At 69.8% G+C, this 17,378-nt stretch carries 14 protein-coding genes; 4 read left to right on the top strand and 10 right to left on the bottom strand.

The annotated features are described in order from the left end of the window. Positions 1-164 precede the first annotated feature (164 nt). Positions 165-1,865, bottom strand: coding sequence for a sensor histidine kinase (locus MBTS_RS06345; RefSeq protein WP_056146901.1), 1,701 nt, complete (start codon positions 1,863-1,865; stop codon positions 165-167). A 247-nt stretch (positions 1,866-2,112) separates the two neighbouring features. Here MBTS_RS06345 and MBTS_RS06340 point away from each other — a divergent pair, with 247 nt between their 5' ends. Both MBTS_RS06340 and MBTS_RS06335 read left to right on the top strand, forming a co-directional pair. Next, positions 2,113-3,000, top strand: coding sequence for an aldose 1-epimerase family protein (locus tag MBTS_RS06340; protein WP_147831129.1), 888 nt, complete (start codon positions 2,113-2,115; stop codon positions 2,998-3,000). Continuing rightward, on the top strand, positions 2,997-3,680 hold the full coding sequence (locus MBTS_RS06335) for a TenA family protein (protein ID WP_147831131.1): 684 nt from the start codon (positions 2,997-2,999) through the stop codon (positions 3,678-3,680). Before MBTS_RS06340 ends, MBTS_RS06335 begins: the two co-directional genes overlap by 4 nt. Here the strand turns inward: MBTS_RS06335 and MBTS_RS06330 are convergent. Continuing rightward, complete coding sequence (locus tag MBTS_RS06330; protein ID WP_051074292.1) at positions 3,653-4,510, bottom strand: class II glutamine amidotransferase; 858 nt, start codon at positions 4,508-4,510, stop codon at positions 3,653-3,655. The two genes, MBTS_RS06335 and MBTS_RS06330, sit on opposite strands and share 28 nt — an antisense overlap. 254 nt (positions 4,511-4,764) lie before the next feature. Between MBTS_RS06330 and MBTS_RS06325 the strand changes: the two genes are divergently transcribed. Both MBTS_RS06325 and MBTS_RS06320 read left to right on the top strand, forming a co-directional pair. Continuing rightward, the gene (locus MBTS_RS06325; protein WP_192215268.1) at positions 4,765-7,317 is read left to right on the top strand and encodes an ATP-binding cassette domain-containing protein; all 2,553 of its coding nucleotides are present in this window, start codon (positions 4,765-4,767) and stop codon (positions 7,315-7,317) included. A 133-nt stretch (positions 7,318-7,450) separates the two neighbouring features. Then, a complete protein-coding gene (locus MBTS_RS06320) occupies positions 7,451-8,644 on the top strand; it encodes a L,D-transpeptidase family protein (protein ID WP_187273377.1) in 1,194 nt (397 codons plus the stop codon). Positions 8,645-8,917: 273 nt separating this feature from the next. On the opposite strand, the gene MBTS_RS06315 is transcribed toward MBTS_RS06320, so the two are convergent. The 8 genes from MBTS_RS06315 to proB form a co-directional block, all read right to left on the bottom strand. Then, positions 8,918-10,141, bottom strand: a complete 1,224-nt coding sequence (locus MBTS_RS06315; protein ID WP_147831133.1) for a divergent polysaccharide deacetylase family protein — start codon at positions 10,139-10,141, stop codon at positions 8,918-8,920. A 161-nt stretch (positions 10,142-10,302) separates the two neighbouring features. Then, positions 10,303-11,625 carry a S41 family peptidase gene (locus MBTS_RS06310; protein WP_018041691.1) on the bottom strand — a complete coding sequence of 441 codons (1,323 nt, stop codon included), beginning with the start codon at positions 11,623-11,625 and terminating at the stop codon, positions 10,303-10,305. Next, positions 11,625-13,004 (bottom strand): murein hydrolase activator EnvC family protein, encoded by a 1,380-nt coding sequence (locus MBTS_RS06305; RefSeq protein WP_373321231.1) that lies wholly within the window; start codon positions 13,002-13,004, stop codon positions 11,625-11,627. Before MBTS_RS06305 ends, MBTS_RS06310 begins: the two co-directional genes overlap by 1 nt. Continuing rightward, on the bottom strand, positions 13,001-13,501 hold the full coding sequence (gene rlmH, locus MBTS_RS06300) for a 23S rRNA (pseudouridine(1915)-N(3))-methyltransferase RlmH (RefSeq protein ID WP_056146922.1): 501 nt from the start codon (positions 13,499-13,501) through the stop codon (positions 13,001-13,003). The genes MBTS_RS06305 and rlmH overlap by 4 nt, the downstream gene beginning before the upstream one ends. 32 nt (positions 13,502-13,533) lie before the next feature. Next, the gene (gene rsfS / locus MBTS_RS06295; protein ID WP_018041688.1) at positions 13,534-13,965 is read right to left on the bottom strand and encodes a ribosome silencing factor; all 432 of its coding nucleotides are present in this window, start codon (positions 13,963-13,965) and stop codon (positions 13,534-13,536) included. Between the two features lie 73 nt (positions 13,966-14,038). Next, positions 14,039-14,650, bottom strand: coding sequence for a nicotinate-nucleotide adenylyltransferase (locus MBTS_RS06290; RefSeq protein ID WP_056146923.1), 612 nt, complete (start codon positions 14,648-14,650; stop codon positions 14,039-14,041). 35 nt (positions 14,651-14,685) lie between these two features. Beyond that, the gene (locus tag MBTS_RS06285) at positions 14,686-15,984 is read right to left on the bottom strand and encodes a glutamate-5-semialdehyde dehydrogenase (RefSeq protein WP_192215267.1); all 1,299 of its coding nucleotides are present in this window, start codon (positions 15,982-15,984) and stop codon (positions 14,686-14,688) included. A 107-nt stretch (positions 15,985-16,091) separates the two neighbouring features. Next, a complete protein-coding gene (gene proB / locus MBTS_RS06280; protein ID WP_192215266.1) occupies positions 16,092-17,243 on the bottom strand; it encodes a glutamate 5-kinase in 1,152 nt (383 codons plus the stop codon). Between the last annotated feature and the right edge of the window lie 135 nt (positions 17,244-17,378).

The raw sequence follows: 17,378 nt of genomic DNA, 5'->3' as shown, positions 1-17,378 counted from the left end.
CCTTCGAGGCCCGCTGACGCGGGCGCCTCAGGATGAGGGGGCTGATTGGATGATCGACTCGGGCATGAGCATCCGCCGAGAAATCCGATCAAGCAAGCTCTTTAAACGGGGCTTCTACGAGTCCCATCCATGGGTTGGGCGCATCGAGGCTTGGTCTCGAAAGATCAGTGGAAGCGGACCGGCGGCGCCGTCTCGATGGGGACGTCGATGCGGCAGCGCAGGCCTTCGGCTTGGAAATCGAGCTCGACCGAGCCCGCGAGTTCACGGGCGATGCCGCCGGTGATGAGCCGGGTGCCGAAGCCGCGGCGCTTCGGCTGCAACACGGCCGGGCCGCCGCGCTCACGCCACTCGATTTCCAGCCGCCGCCCACCCATGCCGTCCTCGGTGACGCGCCAGATCACCGACAGGCGGCCCTGAGTACCGGAGAGGGCACCGTATTTCGCCGCGTTGGTGGTCAGTTCGTGGGCGGTCATCCCCAGGGCCAGGACGTAGCGCGGCGGCAGGTCGATATCGGGGCCGACGAGTTCCATGTGGTCCGCCGAACTGCGGTAGGGGCTGAGCTCGTTCTCGAGCACGGCGCGGAGCGGCGCGCCGGTCCAGTCGTCGCGGGTCAGGAGATCGTGGGTCTTCGACAAAGCGAGGATGCGGCCTTCCAGTTGCGCCGCCTGCTCCTCGCCACCGCGCGATTGCCGGGCGAGGGACTGGACCGTGGCGAGGGTGTTCTTCACCCGGTGGTTCAGCTCGTGCATCATCGTCACCTGCTGCTCCTGCAGGCTGCGCGTTCGTTTGAGCTCGGCGCGCAGACCGTCCTCGTGTGTCTCCAGCGTGGCGGCCATGGCGTCGAAGGCCTGGCCGAGCTGTCCGAATTCGGACCGGCCCGTCAGGCCCGACCGGGCGAAGAGCTGGCCGGAACGCCAGGCGCGGGACGCCTTCAACAGCCGCCGCACCGGCTTGCGGATGAAGACGCGGCCGCCGATCAGAGCCGCCACGATGGCGACCAGCGTCCCGAGGAAGATCAGGATCACGCCGCGCCGCGTCGCCGCGTCGATATCGGCGAAGGCGGTGTCACGGGCGAGGCCCACGGCGACGGTCATTCCGTCGAGGGCGCCGCCGGGATGGACCACGCCGGTGATGCGGCGCACGCCGTCGAGACCGGGCATCTCCCCGATGCTTCCTTCGGAATCCGCCTTGCTCAGGTCGGACGCGAAGGCCGCCGGCAGCGCCTTGCCGACCCAGGTGCCGAGGTCGGGATTCTGGACGATGATGGTGCCGCTCCGGTCGGCCACCGTGACGGCGGCGTCCTTCGGCAGGCCGGCATGGGCCAGGCGGTCACCGAGCCAGGCGGGATCGAAGCCGAAGATGAGCAGGCCGGAGGATTTGGCGTCGGAATCCCGGATCGGATAGGCGAACTGGATGGTGGGAACCCCGCTGCCGCGACCGAGCACGTACTCGCCGATAACCGGCACGCCCGACACCATGGCCTTCTGAAAATAGGTCCGGTCGCCGATGGAATAGGCGCCCCGTTCCATCCCGCGGCTGTTGCAGACCAGACGACCCTCGGCATCTGCGAGGATGAGGATCGTCGCCCCCGACAGCTTGCGGATGATGGAGCGCAAGAAGCTGGTGCACCCCGCCGCCTCCTGGTCGCGGATGAACGGAGCCTCCGCGAGGATGTCGAGGAGCTGGCGCATGCCGCCGGCGAATTGAGTGAGGTCTTCCGCCACCGCGCGGGCGTTGCGCAGGGCCGAGGCCGTCACGGCATCCTCGCGGGCGCTGCGCAGCGCGTGCTCGTTGAAGCTCTGGACCGCGATGGCGGGGACGAGGGCGAGCACGACCAGCGCGACGATACGGGATGTGAGCGTCATGACGGGAGGTCGGCCATGGGGAACGTTTCAGCCAGACGGAACCGGTTTGGCCGACCGAATCAGCTTGACCGTAATACTGTATGCCTGACTTGCCGGGGCGGTCGTATCGGTAATTTGGCACGGCGCCGGGATTTCTCCGCGACGGTGAACGCTCAATCGTCCCGGTTGAGGCTAGACCGGCGCTCAGCCTGCGGCCACAACCGCGTCAGCATGAAAGCCCGAGCGTGACAGCACCGAGGAAGACCGCATGAGCGACCGCATCACTCTCAAGGCCGGCGACGGCACCGTGGCGGTGATCTCGTCGTCCGGTGCCGAGCCCGTCTCCTGGCAGGTGGGCGGCCGGGAGTATCTCTGGAACGGCGATCCGGCGCATTGGAACCGGCACGCGCCCTGGCTCTTCCCGGTGGTGGGCGCCTCGTCTGGCGGCGTGGTCCGGGTGGACGGCACGGCCTATCCGATGGCCCAGCACGGTTTTGCCCGCGACCTGCCCTTCGCCATCGTTTCGCAGAGCGACGACACCGTCACCCTGCGTCTCACCGAGAGCGAGGCGACGCGCGCCCGCTACCCCTATCCGTTCCAGCTCGACATCACCACGCGGGTCGGCCCGGCCCATCTCGATTTCGAGATCTGGATCGAGAATACCGGCGAGACGGCCCTGCCCTACGCCCTGGGCTTCCACCCTGCCTTCCCCTGGCCCTTCGCCGGCGGGGAGCGCAAGGCCGGAGGCGGCTACGCGGTGGAGTTCGAGCACCCCGAACGGGCGATGGCGCCCGAGGTGGGGGATGGCGGCCTGCTCCTGCGCCAGGAGCGTCCGTTCCCCCTCGAAGGTCGCATCCTGCCCCTCGATCCCGATCTCTTCGCCGAGGCCATCGTCCTGCGCGATGCGGCGAGCGCGCGGATGCGCTTCACCGCGCCCGATGGCAGCGCCATCCGCATGAACGTCTCGGACTTCCCGCATCTCGCCATCTGGACGAAGCCCACCGCGCCGTTCCTGTCCCTGGAATGCTGGACCGGTTACGCCGACTGGGCCGGCTTCGACGGCGACCTGACCGATCGGGATTCGCAGCGCCTCATCGCCCCCGGCCAGCGTGCCCGCCACGGGGTCAGCCTTACCCTGGAAGGTCCGCGCTCATGATCCGCCCCGTCGACGAGAACGGCTTCTCGGCCGAAGCCTGGACACGGAACGCGGCGGCCTACGAGGCCATCCGGACGATGCCGTTCAATGCCGAACTCGCCGCCGGCACCCTCGGCGAGGCCCGCTTTCGCCACTACATCCTGCAGGACGCGCATTACCTCATCGGCTTCGGCCGGGCGCTGGCACTGGCCGCGGCGAAATCGCCCGAGCCCGAGGGCATCGTGCAGTTCGCGAAAGCCGCCGAGACGGCCATCGTGGTCGAGCGCTCCCTCCATGGCGGCTTCTTCCGGGATTACGGCATCTCGGCGGAGACCTTCGCCGCCTCGCCGCTGTCGCCCCCTTGCGACCACTACGTCTCGTATCTCCTCGCCACGGCCTACGGCGAACCCTACGAAGTGCTGGTCGCGGCCCTGCTGCCGTGCTTCTGGATCTATGCCGAGATCGGCACCGACATCCTGTCGCGGGCGAGCGCCGGCAATCCCTACGCCGCCTGGATCGACACCTACGCGGGCGAGGAATTCGGCACCGCCGTCGCCGAGATGATCGCGGCCACGGATGCCGCCGCGCGGGATGTCTCGCCCGCGCTGCGAGAGCGGATGCACCGCGCCTTCACCCGCGCGACCCAGCTCGAATGGATGTTCTGGGACGGGGCCTACCGCGAGGCGGCCTGGCCGGTCTGACCGTCGGGACGCCCGACCCCGGAACAGGGCGGCGGAACCCGCACCGGCTTTTGCGCGCCCGGCTTGACGATGCGGACGATGCCGTCGCGCAGGGAGAGCATGTGGCCGCGCTCCACATCGGTCCAGCACTCGTCGCGGGTGAGCGCCTTGGTGGCGATGACCGTCACCACGTCGTCGGTCCGAGTCTCCTGCGCGAAATCCACGTGCCAATCCTCGTCGATGAGGGTCGCGGTGCCGAAGGGCGCGCAGCGGGTGAGGTAGCACAGGCGCTTGCCGCAATGGGCATAGAGCGTCCGGCTGTCGCTGAGCAGCATGTTGAACACGCCGAGCCCGTGCAGCTCGGCGCAGAGTTCAGCGACGGCGTTGTCGAGCCGCGCCGGGCTCGGCAGGCTCGGATAGCGGGCCTGCAGCCTGTCGAGCATCCAGCAGAAGGCGTATTCGCTGTCGGTGGAGCCCACCGGCTTGAACCAGGTCAGCGGCCACTTCTTCACGCCCTTGAGCTGGCCGTTATGGGCGAAGGTCCAGCGCCGTCCCCAGAGCTCGCGGCTGAACGGATGGGTGTTCTCGAGCCCGACCCGCCCCCGATTGGCCTTGCGTACATGCGCGATCACGATCCGGCTCTTGATCGCGTAGTCGCGCAGGAGCTTGGCCAGAACCGAGCGCGCGCTCGGCTCGGGCTCGTGGAAGGCGCGCGCGCCCCGCCCCTCGTAGAAGGTGATGCCCCATCCATCGGCGTGAGGCCCGGTCTCCCCGCCGCGCCGGGCGAGGCCCGCGAAGGAGAAACGGATGTCGGTGGGCACGTTCGCGCTCATGCCGAGCAATTCGCACATGGAAAATCTTGCAGCTTCTGGCGATGCGCTTGCGACGAGAAAGCGGGCTGTGGGGGGAGCGGGCGCCGAGGACGCCGGGGAGACACAAACCTAGGAGTGTTTGGCACGGCCGACAACCGCGGAGGCGCATGTGCCGGGCGACACGACAAGATTCCTCACCGGCGGACTCGCGCCTTCCCTGCCCGGCGGCGATCCTCTAAGCCGACCTCGGATGATGGACCGTACCCGGCGCGGGCCGCCGGAGGGAAACGTCGATGGATCGTGATCCGATCGCCTTCGCCTGGAAGTCGGCGCGGACACTCCAGGTTTCCGCCATCGCCCTGACATTGGGGATCGGCCTTCCCCTCGCTTTGTTCGCCCTGCTCTGCCTGCGCGATCTCGTGAGCGTCTTGGTCCAGGCGCCGGCGCAAACCGTTCCCTTCCTCCGGATCGCCATGGAACGGCCCTGGAACGCGGCCGGTGAGCCGGCCCTGGTGGTCGTCTCCGGCTGGCCCCTTCCGCCCGTCGACGTGATCCTGTGGGCGCTGACCGGCCTCGCCGCCGTCGCCATGCTCGCGGCGGCCCTGGGCTGGATCGTGGCGCGCCTGTGCTTCTCCGCCCAGTCCCGGACGATCCGTCTCCTCAACGAACGGGTGACCACGGCGATCCTGCACGCCCCCACGGCCGCACGGGACGAGGCCCGCAGCCTGGCACAGCATGTGGGCGCGATGCTGGCGCGGATCGACACCCTGTTCGGCCTCGGCATCGTCGTCCCGGTCACCGCTCTGGCGACCATGATCCTGGCCCTCGCCATGGCCGGCCTCGCTGCCCCGAGGCTGGTGCCGACGGTGGCGGTGGGACTTCTCGCCGCCGCCCTCGCCCGCCTCCTGATCCTCCGCCGCACCCGTAAGCGGACGATCCTGCGCCTCAGTTCCGGTGTCTCGGCGGAACGGTTCCTCTCCGACCTCATCCGGCGGGTCCCGGCGGTGCGTGCCCATGGGGCCGAGGCGTTCGAGCGCGGCCGTCTCGCGGCCAGGGGGGCGGCGATCCGCGATGCCCTCGCTGCCGCCGAATCCTCCCTCGCCTTCGCGCGGGCGCCCTCCCTCGCCCTCGGCGTCCTGCTGCCCGCCATCATGCTGGCCGTGGCTCTGTGGCGCGGCGAGAGCGGCACGGCGCCTCCCGTGGCGCCGGGCGCCCTGGTGGCGGCCGGCGGTGGCTTCGCCCTCGCCGTCCTCGCCCTGGCGGTGACCCTGCGCCTGCGCTCGATCCACGAGGGGGTGTCCCCGGTCTTCCGCGATCTCGCAGCGACCCTCGTCTCCCTCGAAAGTCGCGGCGGCTACAGGCCCGGGCCATTCGCCGCCTTGCCGAAGGGCGGAACGCTCGCCGCGTCCGGGGTCGGCGTCTACGATCCCGCCAGCGGGGAGCGCCTCACCGGTGTCGACGTCACCGTGGCGATGCCGTCTCACCTCGCCATCGTCGGAGAACGCGGCAGCGGCGCGCGGGCGCTGGCCGCCCTGCTGGCCGGCCAGCTCGAACCGACCGCGGGCTCGGTGACCTATGACGGGATCGACCTGCGCAGCCTCGATCCGGCCGAGCGGGCCAGCCACATCGCCCTGGCGGGCGCCGAGGCGATCCTGATCGAGGGCACGCTGGAGCAGAACATCCTCTACGGCGCGGCGCGCCAGGAGCGTCCCTCGGAGGCGGACCTCATCGAGGTGCTGCGCCTGACCGGACTCGACGCCTTCGTCTATGCGCGCGGCCTCGAAGGCACGGTGGACCCGGCGGCCGAGCCGGCCGTCGCGAAGACGATCGTCGCCGCCCGACACGCCGTGCGCGAGGCCCTGGTGGCGGACAAGGCGGCGCGGCTGGTGGAGCCGTTCGATCCCGCCCGCTACAACCATCAGGCGACGGTGGGCGAGAACATCCTGTTCGGCGAGGCCGTGGGCTCCGCCTTCTCCGGCAGCCATATCGCCGCCCATCCCTACCTGCGCGCGGTGCTGGAGGCCGAGGACCTGACCCGGCCCTTCACCGAGATCGGGCTGCAGGTGGCGCGCAGCACCATCGAGATCTTCGCCGACCTTCCGGACGATCACCCCCTCTTCGATGCGTTCTCGCTGTTCCCGGCGGCCGAGCGCGGATTCTTCGAGGATCTCGTCAGCCGTCAGCCGGAGGCGAAGGGCTGGCGCCGGGGGCCGGCGGGACAGCGCGACCGCAAGCGCCTGATCGGGCTGGCGCTCCGCTACAGCGAGACCCGGCACCGGTTCGGCCTCATCGACGCCGCCTTCGAGGACCGCATCGTCGCCGCGCGCCATTCCTTCGCCCGGCTGATGCCGCAGAGCCTGCGCGCGAGCGTCGAGTTCTACGATCCCACTCGGCTCAACCCGGCCGCCAGCCTGGAGGAGAACCTGCTGTTCGGCCGCATCAACGGCGAGGAGGCGGGGGCCGAACAGCGCGTGCGGGCGCTGGTGCGCCGCGTCCTCGTCCAGCAGCACCTCGAATCCGCCGTCTACCGGCTCGGCCTCGCAAGCCGTGTGGAGCCGGGCATGGGCGGCGGCGGGGCGAGCCTCGGGGAGAACGCCATCGGCTCGCGCGAGCGCATCGGCATCGACCTCGCCCGCTGCCTCGTGCGCAAGCCGGACATCGTCGTCGTCGCCATCGCCCTCGACGACGGCAAGTCCGCCGAGATCCGGGAGCGCCTCACCAGCCTGCGCGCGGCGAGGGCCGGTCGCGGCCTCATCGTCTGCCTGCCGAGTGCCGACACCCTCGACGCGAACGATCCCTTCGGCGCGGTGCTGCATGTGGAGCGCAACACGGTGCTGGCCGCCTGACGGGGCGGGGACAACGCAACGGACCACGCCCCCACCCCTATTGCCGCCCCATTGGGATGGGATAAGCAGGGATTCGTGCACCCTGTTGCACGGTGCCGGCGGTCAGTCGGTGCATCCCTCTCCAGGGCCGGGCATGGTCGTTCTACCCTCGCCAGTCGTACAGCGCCGCGCCGTCGCCTGGGTTTTCCTGTTCGCCCTGGCGCTCGCCGCGCCCAGCCTCGCACGGGCGCAATCGGCCAAGGCCACCGCGCCGATCCCGGCGGCGACCCTCGCGCTGATGAGCCAGAAGGGCACCAGCGCCTCGGCGCCGGTCCTGTTCAGGGCCTACAAGAAGGAATCCGAGATCGAGGTCTGGAAGAAGGCCGCCGGCGGGCGCTTCGTCCATATCAAGACCTTCCCGATCTGCCGCTGGTCGGGCCAGCTCGGCCCCAAGCGCAAGACCGGCGACCGGCAGACGCCGGAGGGGTTCTACACGGTGCCCCAGCGCCAGATGAACCCGAATTCGAGCTACTACCTCTCCTTCGATGTGGGCTATCCCAACGCCTACGACCGTGCGCAGGGCTCCACCGGCTCGGCCGTGATGGTCCATGGCGTCTGCTCGTCCATGGGGTGTTTCGCCATGACCGATCAGGTGGTCGGCGAGATCTACGCCATCGCCCGCGACGCCTTCGCCGGCGGTCAGGCGGCGTTCCAGTTCCAGTCCTACCCGTTCCGGATGAATGCGGCGAACATGGCCCGCTACCGGACGGACCCGAACATCGCCTTCTGGCGCCAGCTCAAGGAAGGCTCGGACCGGTTCGAGGCGACGGGTGAGGAGCCCAACGTCACCGTCACCGCCGGCCGCTACGCCTTCCTCCCCTACAAGGACCCTGCCCTCGAATCCCTGGTGACGGCGCGCCGGGTGCAGGAGGAGGCGCGCATCGCGAGCCTCGTGGAGGAAGGGAGTGCCGCCGTGCGCACCACCTATTCCGACGGCGCGCAGCATCCGTTCTGGGCCGCCCTCTCCGCCAAGGGCGTCTCCCTCGGCGATGTGAGCCGGCCCGAGGCCCTGGCCTATGCCGGCCAGGACGTGATCGTGATCCCGGCCCAGCGCCGCCCGATTCTCGTCGCCGAGGCGGTCTGGTCGCGCTGGATGGTGGCGGCCTCGGTTCCCGCGCTCATGCGGGTGCGCGGGTTCAAGCCGGCCTACGAGCAGGCGCCGTCGCGCTTCGCCGCCCTCGTCACGCGCTACGATCAGACCCTGCCGACGATCCTCTCGGCCTCTCTCACCGGACAAATGCCGGCCCCGACCCCGCCGGCCATCATAGAGACTCTGGCGCAGCGCTAGAGCGCATACGGATGAGCGGGTTCCCCTCTCCCCGCGCGCGGGGAGAGGATCACAGGCACCTTGTCGTGCCTGTGATGAGCGGAGCGAGGGTGAGGGGGCGGTTCCGAATGAGCCTCACCCCGGACGAGCCCCCTCACCTTCGGCTACCGCCTCGACGCGTTCCCCGACGAGAGGGAGACGCGTCCCTCTCCCCGCAGGCGGGGCGAGGGGATGCTCACGCCCGGACCGCACGCGGTCGCTCAGCTCAGCCGAATAACTCAGCCGCCGCCCAACTCACTGCCCCGCGCTCGACAGGCGCGCGGGCGGCGTCCCTCGCAGGGCGGTGCTGACGGGGACGAGGCGGATGCCACGGGTTTCGAGGTCGCGCGACCAGCGGGCGATCCGCTCGATCGTCATGGGCATCGCCCCGGCCGAGGCCAGCGCGAACCCATTGGCTTTGGCCTGGGCTTCGAGCCGGGCGAGTTCGCGGTCGATCGCCTCGGCCTGGGGCATGGCGTCGAGGACGATCTCGGCGCGGGCGACGGGAATCTTCAGCTTGCCGCCGAGAGACGTCGCCAGGGAGCGCGACGAGGTGCCGTCATCCACGAAGCCCAGCCCCCTGGTGCCGATCTCGCGCAGCACCGGTTCGAAGGCGGCCGCATCGCCCTCGAGCTTGGCTCCCATGAAGTTCACGAGGCCGACATAGCCCCCGAACCGGCTCATCACCCAGGACAGCCGGTCGAGATTCTCAGGGGCACGCGAACTCGTCAGCATGGTCTGCGGGCCGGGATCGCTGTCGGGATAGTCGAACGGCTCCATCGGCGCCTGGACCAGGATCTCGTGGCCGAAATCGCGGGCGCGGGCGACGCTGCGTTCGAGGTCGCCGCCATAGGGCGAGAAGGCGAGGCTGATCGCGGGCGGCAGCTTGGCGATGGCGCCCGCCGTGGCGGCCTGCCCGACGCCGAGGCCGGTGACGAGAATGGCGATGCGCGCGCCCGGCGCCCCCGCACCGGAATCGGGGCGGGCATAGACGTCGAGGGGCCGGCGGCGACCGTCGCCGATCTTCGGCACGTTGCCGTGACGGCCTCGTTCCATCAGCCGGGGATCGGGACCGACGAGGCGCACGGGTTCGCTGTCGGGCACGCGGATGATCACCGCCTCGGTGGGGGCGTCCGTGCCGGCGGGCCGCACCACACGGACGCCCGATGCCGTCTCGACCTCGCCGGCCGAGCGCGGGGCCGATGGCGGGGGCTCGGGGGCTTTCGCCACGGGAGGAGGAGCGGCCGGTTCGCGCAGGGTGATCGTCGCGACGGCGGACGGCTCGCCGCCCTGGGGGTCGCCAACCATCGCCAGGATGGTGAGGCCGATGGCGAGGCCCGCCACCGCCATTGCGACCACTGCCGCCGGGCTCATCCGGGGCATCGAGACGCCGCGCAACCGCTGGCCGAGCGTGCGGGACGCCGCAGCACTCTTGGTCCCCAGCGGACGGGTCAGGATGTCGTCGGTGGCCACGGTCAGCCGTTTCCCTGAAGGCTCGCGACCGACGGATGCTGGGCGCGCACGATGCGAGAAACGAAGCGGCCCGCAGAGTCGGTTCTCACCGACATTGCGGGCCGCGCTGGTTAATGTTTGTTTAAATCCAGCGACACGAGTCGCGTTTCAGGACAGTGCCGGGATCGTCAGTTCGGAACGGCGGCCTTCGGCGTGTTGGCCGCGCCCTTCTGGATGCCGCGGATGAAGTCGACGGCGGCGATGAGCTGCTTGTCCTTGGCCGGGTCCGGCGGGACGTAAGCCGACGAACCGCCGCGCTCCTCGACATCCTTCTGCTTGAGGTGACCCTTCAGGCCGGCCTCGCCCTTGGTCTCGTCCTTGCCCTTCAGCTCGTCCGGGATCTCCTGCAGGACCTCCTGGTCCGGCTCGATGCCCTTGGCCTGGATGGAGCGGCCCGACGGCGTGTAGTAGCGCGCCGTGGTGAGGCGCAGGGCGCCGCTGCCGCCCAGCGGGATGATCGACTGGACCGAGCCCTTGCCGAAGGAGCGCGTGCCGAGCACCGTGGCGCGCTTGTGATCCTGCAGGGCGCCGGCCACGATCTCCGAGGCCGAGGCCGAGCCGCCATTCACCAACACGACGATGGGCTTGCCCTTGGTGAGGTCGCCGGACTTGGCCGAGAAGCGCTGGGTCTCGTCCGGGTTGCGGCCTCGGGTGGAGACGATCTCGCCCCGGTCGAGGAACGCGTCGGAGACCGACACGGCCTGATCGAGGAGGCCGCCCGGATTGTTGCGCAGGTCGAGGACGTAGCCCTTCAGCTTGTCCTGGCCCACTTCCGTGGAGAGCTTGTCGATGGCGTTGCGCAGGCCGTCATAGGTCTGCTCGGTGAACTGCGTCAGGCGAATGTAGCCGACATCGCCGCCCTCGGCCCGCGAGCGCACCGGCTTGATCTTGATGACGTCGCGGTTGAGCACGACGTCGATGGGATCCTTGGACTCCTTGCGGGAGATCTTGAGCTTCACCGGCGAGTTCACCGGACCGCGCATCTTGTCGACGGCCTGGTTCAGGGTGAGCCCCTGGACCTGGTCCTCGTCGATCTGCGTGATGATGTCGTTGGTGAGGATGCCGGCCTTGGAGGCGGGGGTGTCGTCGATGGGGCTGACCACCTTGATCAGGCCGTCCTCCATCGTGACCTCGATGCCGAGGCCGCCGAACTCGCCCTTGGTCTGCACCTGCATGTCACGGAAGCTCTTCGAGTCCATGTAGCTCGAATGCGGGTCCAGCGAGGTGAGCATGCCGTTGACGGCCGCCTCGATCAGCTTGGCCTCGTCGGGCTTCTCGACATAGTCGGTCCGCACCTTCTCGAACACGTCGCCGAACAGGCTGAGTTGGCGATAGGTCTCCGCGGAGGCCGCCACCGCGCTGGTCCCGGAGAGCAGATGCGTCTGGGTCGCGAGGAGGGAGGAACCGACGCCAAGAAACGCGCCGGCCAGGACTAGGGAAATCTTGCGCATTATCCGCGAACCTTCTCGCTGGGGCTCTTCGCCCACCACGGCTCCGGATCGATGGAGCCGCCGTCTTTCCTGAACTCGACGTATAGAACCGGCCCGTCACGGTCGCCCGGAGCGGTGCCCTGGCCGCCCTCACCCATGGCCGCCACCGGTTCCCCCGCAAGCACGAACTGTCCGACCTCGACGCTGATCTGATCCATACCGGCCAGCAGCAGATAGTAGCCATCGCCGGCATTGATGATCAAGAGTCGTCCATACGAGCGAAACTGCCCGGCGAACGACACCCACCCATCGGACGGAGACGAGACCACCGCCTTCGGGCGGGTCGCGAGCGATATGCCGCGGGTCGTTCCGCCATTGCCGTCGGGCTGGTTGAAGCCGCGCAGGGTGGCGCCGCTCACGGGCTTGGGCACCTCGCCGCGGGTGTCGACGAAGCGAATCTTGGGGGCGAGCCGCGCGGGATCGCGCGTGCCGGCCGCCGCGAAGCGCTCCTGGGTCGCCCGCGCCTCCTTCGTCTCGGCGGCGCGGGCCTCCTCCGCCGCCCGGCGGGCCGAGGCGACCTCGTTCTCCATCCGGTCGAGGAGCTCCTTCAGGCTTTTCGCCTGGACGCCGAGCTCGGCCGTGCGCGCGCGCTCGGTGACAAGCCCGCTCTCCACCTCGGCGAGGCGGGTGCGGCGGGCCGAGATGAGGGCGTTGATCCGCTGCTGCTCCCTGGCCCAGCCGGTGAGGTCGTTCTGCAGGCCCTCGCGATCGGCGGCGATGAGCCCCTTCAGCCGCACCATCTCGGTGAGGTCGGCGGCCAGGGTCTCGGCCTCGCCGCGCAGTTCGGGCACCACGGCCCCGAGCAGCATCGAGGTGCGGATCACGGCGAGCACGTCCTCCGGCTGGACCAGCACGGCCGGGGGCGGCCTCCGGCCCATGCGCTGCAGGGCGGCGAGGATTTCGGCGATGACGCCCCGGCGGGCTTCCAGGGAGCGGCGGATGCCGGATTCGCTGGCGGTGAGCGTCTTCAGGCGCTCCTCCAGCCGGCTCATCCGGTCCTCCGTCGCCTGGGCCTGGCGTGTGGCATCGAGGAGGGCGGCATTCAGCTTGGCCCGGTCTCCGGCGACCGAGGCGATCTCCGCCTCGAGCTTGGCCCGCGCGCCGGTGGAGGCGGCAAGCTGCTCCTCGATCCGCTTCAGGTTCTCGGCGCGGCGGGCCTTCTCGTCGATGGCGCGCTGCACCGCGTCGGCGGCGGCGGCATCCTGCGGTTTCGGCGCGTCCTGTTGTTTCGCGCTGTCCTGGGCCTGGGCACGACCGAGCGCCAGCAACGCCATCGCCGCCAAGGCAGCGATGCGGATCGCTCCGCCGTCAGGCCCGCGCCGCGCGTATCCGCCCCTCATGCGTCGATGTCGCCCCGGTGATAGGGATGTCCCGCAAGGATCGTCAGCGTTCTGTACACCTGCTCCAGGGCCAGCACGCGCACAAGGCCGTGAGGCAGGGTGGCCGCCCCGAATGCGAGAGAGAGGTCGGCGCGCGTGCGCACCGCAGGCGCCAGCCCGTCGGCGCCGCCGATGGCGACGACCAAGGTCGCCGTGGCCGCGTCGCGCCAGGACGCGATCCGCTCGGCGATGCGCTCGCTGGTCCAGTCGGAGCGCCCGCGCTCGTCATAGACCAGCAGCACGCTCGACGCCGCCGGGGCATGGGACAGGATCGTTGCCCCCTCCTCCACGCTGCGGTCGACGGGGCGCCGGGCCCGGCTCTCCGGAATCTCGACGACGTCGCAGGCGGTGAGACCCAACCCGCGACCGAGCTGGACCGCCCGTTCACGATAGCGCGAAGCCAGATCCCGCTCGGGACCGGGCTTGAGGCGCCCCACCGCCGTCACGAGCAGACGCACGCGTCAGGCGCCCCGCGCCATCGGGCCGGTGCTCAGCCGGCCATGAGGTCGGTGGTGGGACGATCGGCGCCCCACATCTTCTCGAGATTGTAGAAGCCGCGGACTTCCGGGCGGAAGATATGGACGATGATGTCGCCCGTATCGATCAGCACCCAATCGCAGGCGGGCAAGCCCTCGACACGGGCCGTTCCGAAGCCCTTGGACTTCATTTCCTGCAGGATCCGGTCGGCGATGGCGCTGACATGGCGCTGCGAGCGGCCGGAGGTGATGATCATCGTGTCGGCGAGCGAGGTCCGACCGGCGAGATCGATCTCGATGGTTTCCTCGGCCTTCATGTCTTCGAGACAATCGAGCGCGAGCGCCTTGAGATCGCCGATGCGCTGATCGGTGGCGTGGTCGGAACCTGTGGTCCCGGAAGGGTGCGAATCGGTCAGTGTCTCGATTCCCGAAGTGACGGCGGTCATTTTACCTGAACAATCTATAGTCTGGAGAGAGTGGAACGATCACTCTCCGTTTTCAAGAGTCGCGACGCGCTCGTCATCGTCCGGCCCGGAGGGCCGTGGACGACAGGGTCGAGCGCGGGCCATGGAGAAACACCCAGGCCGGGGGTTCGAGATCGGCGAGGAGCCCCGCATCCGATTCGTCGATGCGCCATCGTCCCATCGCCTGCGCCCCTCGGGCGCTCGGCGCCGTCAGGGTGAAGCCCGGCCTATCGATGATGGCAATCGGCATCGTGGCGGCGATAGCACGAAAATCGCGCCAGCGGTGAAATGCCGCGAGAGAGTCGGCCCCCATGATCCAGACGAAGCGCACGGCGGGGCGGCGGGCCTGGAGGTAGGCCAGGCTCTGGCGGGTGTAGCGGGCGCCGATCTGCGTCTCGAAACCGGTGATGGCGATACGCGGATGGTCGGCGACGGCGGATGCCACCGCGATCCGCGTCTCGAGGGGAGCGAGAGCCGTGCGGTCCTTGAGCGGGTTGCCGGGGGTGACCATCCACCAGATGCGGTCGAGCCGCAGCCGTTTCAGCGCCACGAGGCTCACGTGGCGATGGCCGAGATGGGCCGGATTGAAGGACCCGCCATAAAGGCCGATCCGCAGGCCGGGCACGGCGGGAGGCAGCCGGACGAGCCCCTCCGCCTCAAGCCGCACGGGTGGAGCCGGCGAGCCGCATCAGGCAGGCCGCATCAAGGACGCGTCTGCCCGCGGCCATGGACCCGGTACTTGAAGGTCGTCAGCTGCTCCACGCCCACGGGACCGCGCGCATGCATGCGCCCGGTGGCGATGCCGATCTCGGCGCCGAAGCCGAATTCGCCGCCATCGGCGAATTGCGTCGAGGCATTGTGGGTGACGATGGCCGAATCGACTTCCGCGAGGAAGCGCGTCGCCTCGGCGGCATCGGCCGTGACGATGGCGTCGGTATGGTGCGAGCCGTTGGCCTCGATATGGGCGATCGCCGCGTCGAGCCCGTCCACCACCTTCACGGCGATAATGGCGTCGAGATACTCGGTGCGCCAGTCGATCTCGGTGGCGGCGGTGACCCGCGCATCCACCGCCTGCGTCGCCTCATCGCCGCGGACGCTGCAACCGGCCTCGATCAGCGCCGTGACCAGGGGGGCGAGGTGGGTCTCCGCCACGGCGGCATCGACGAGCAGGGTCTCGGCGGCGCCACAGATGCCGGTGCGGCGCATCTTGCTGTTGATCACCAGCGTGCGCGCCATGTCGAGATCCGCGCCGGCGGCCACGTAGACGTGGCAGATGCCGTCGAGATGGGCGAAGACCGGGACCTTGGCCTCGGACTGGACCCGCTCCACGAGGCCGCGCCCGCCACGGGGCACGATGACGTCGATGCAGCCGTCGAGGCCCGACAGCATGGCGCCCACCGCCGCGCGGTCACGGGTGGGGACGATCTGCACCGCGTCCGCCGGCAGACCGGCGGCCTCCAGCCCCTCCCGCATGGCACGCGCGATGGCCATGGCGGTGCGGTGGCTGTCCGACCCGGCGCGCAGGATAGCGGCATTGCCGGCCTTGAGGCACAGGGCCCCCGCATCGGCGGTGACGTTGGGACGGCTCTCGAAGATGACGCCGACGACGCCGAGCGGCACGGCGATCCGCTCGATCAGCAGCCCGTTCGGGCGCTCGAACGCCGCGAGCTGGCGACCGACGGGGTCGGGCAGCGCGCCGATCTTGGCCACCGCATCGGCCATGGCGGCGAGCCGGCCCTCGTCGAGGGTGAGACGGTCGATCAGCGCCTGGGTCTGTCCGCTCGCCTTGGCGGCGGCGACGTCGCGGGCGTTCTCGGCCAGGATCGCCTCCCGGCTCGCCCTCAGGCACTCGGCCACCTGGCGCAGGGCGACATCCTTCGCCTGGGCCGAGGCCTGAGCGATCTTGCGGGCGGCCGCGCGGGCGCGGTGGCCGATCTCCTGCATCTGCTCGGTAAGATCGGGGGCGGCGGTGAAATCGGATCTCAGGTTCAGAACGGGCACGGTCTGTTTCCTCGCAGCTCACCGTTCAAGGCGATGGCAGCATATCGATTGTGCCCTCATGCCATGCGTCGAGGCGGCAAAACAAGCACATTGCTTAATAGTCGAGCCTATTCTCCGACCATCGCCAGGTCATCGCGATGCACCATTTCAGCGCGACCGGGATGAGTGAGCAATTCCGCAATCTCCCGACTCGGGCGACCGATGATCTGTGCCGCCTGTGCACTGTCATAAGCCACGAGGCCGCGCCCCAGGGTGCGGCCCTGCACGTCCCGGATGATCACGGCATCCCCCCGCCCGAAATTTCCCGACAATCCGGTGACGCCGACCGGCAGCAAACTCGCGCCACCCTGCAGTGCGCGGGCCGCTCCGGCATCGACCACGAGGATACCGCGCGGCTCGAGCGAGCCGGCGATCCAGGCCTTGCGCGCGGCGACGGGGTTCGAGCCGGACAGGAACCAGGTGCAGCGCCCCCCCTGCAGGATGGTGCGCAGGGGGTTCTTCTCGCGCCCGTCGGCGATGATCATGTGGGTGCCGCCGCTCGCGGCGATCTTACCCGCCTCGACCTTGGTGCGCATGCCGCCCCGCGACAGTTCCGAGGCCGGCCCGCCCGCCATGGCCTCGATCTCGGGCGTGATCCGCTCGATGAGGGGCAGATGACGCGCGTTCGGGTCACTGGCGGGGGGCGCCGTGTAGAGGCCGTCGATATCGGAGAACAGCACCAGGACGTCGGCCCCGATCATGGTGGCGACGCGGGCGGCGAGACGGTCGTTGTCGCCGTAGCGGATCTCGCTGGTGGCCACCGTGTCGTTCTCGTTGACCACCGGCACGGCACGGACTTCGAGGAGCTTCAGCACGGTGGCGCGGGCATTGAGGTAGCGGCGGCGCTCCTCGGTGTCCTGCGGCGTCACCAGGATCTGGCCCGCCGCGATGCCGTGATGGCCGAGCGCCTCGGCCCAGTAGCGCGCGAGCGCGATCTGCCCCACGGCGGCGGCGGCCTGGCTCTCCTCCAGCCGGAGCGTGCCTGGCGCGTAGCCGAGCACCGTCCGCCCCAGGGCGATGGCCCCGGACGAGACGACGAGAACGTCGACGCCCCGCGCATGCAGATCGGCAATGTCCTCGGCGAGCGCCGCCAGCCAGGCATGGCGCAGGCGACCGCGCGCGCGGTCGACGAGCAGCGCCGAGCCGACCTTGATGACGACGCGGCGGAAATCCTGAAGGGAGGGGATCTGGGACGGGGCGGTCTGGGGAGAAGAGGTCATGGCACGGGGGTGTAGGCGAACGCGATATCCGTGTGAACGAAGTCCTCGCCGTTGAACAGCAGCGGCAGCGCATGGGTCCGGTCCACGAAGGTCGGGCAAGTGGCGCATGTCTCGGTCTGCTACGTATGCAAGCCC

Origin of the sequence: Methylobacterium bullatum, assembly GCF_014845095.1 — a bacterium.
GTDB classification, from domain to species: Bacteria; Pseudomonadota; Alphaproteobacteria; order Rhizobiales; family Beijerinckiaceae; genus Methylobacterium; species Methylobacterium bullatum.
The sequence above is the reverse complement of the archived record's forward strand: the minus strand, read 5'-3'. Positions and strand labels throughout refer to the sequence as shown.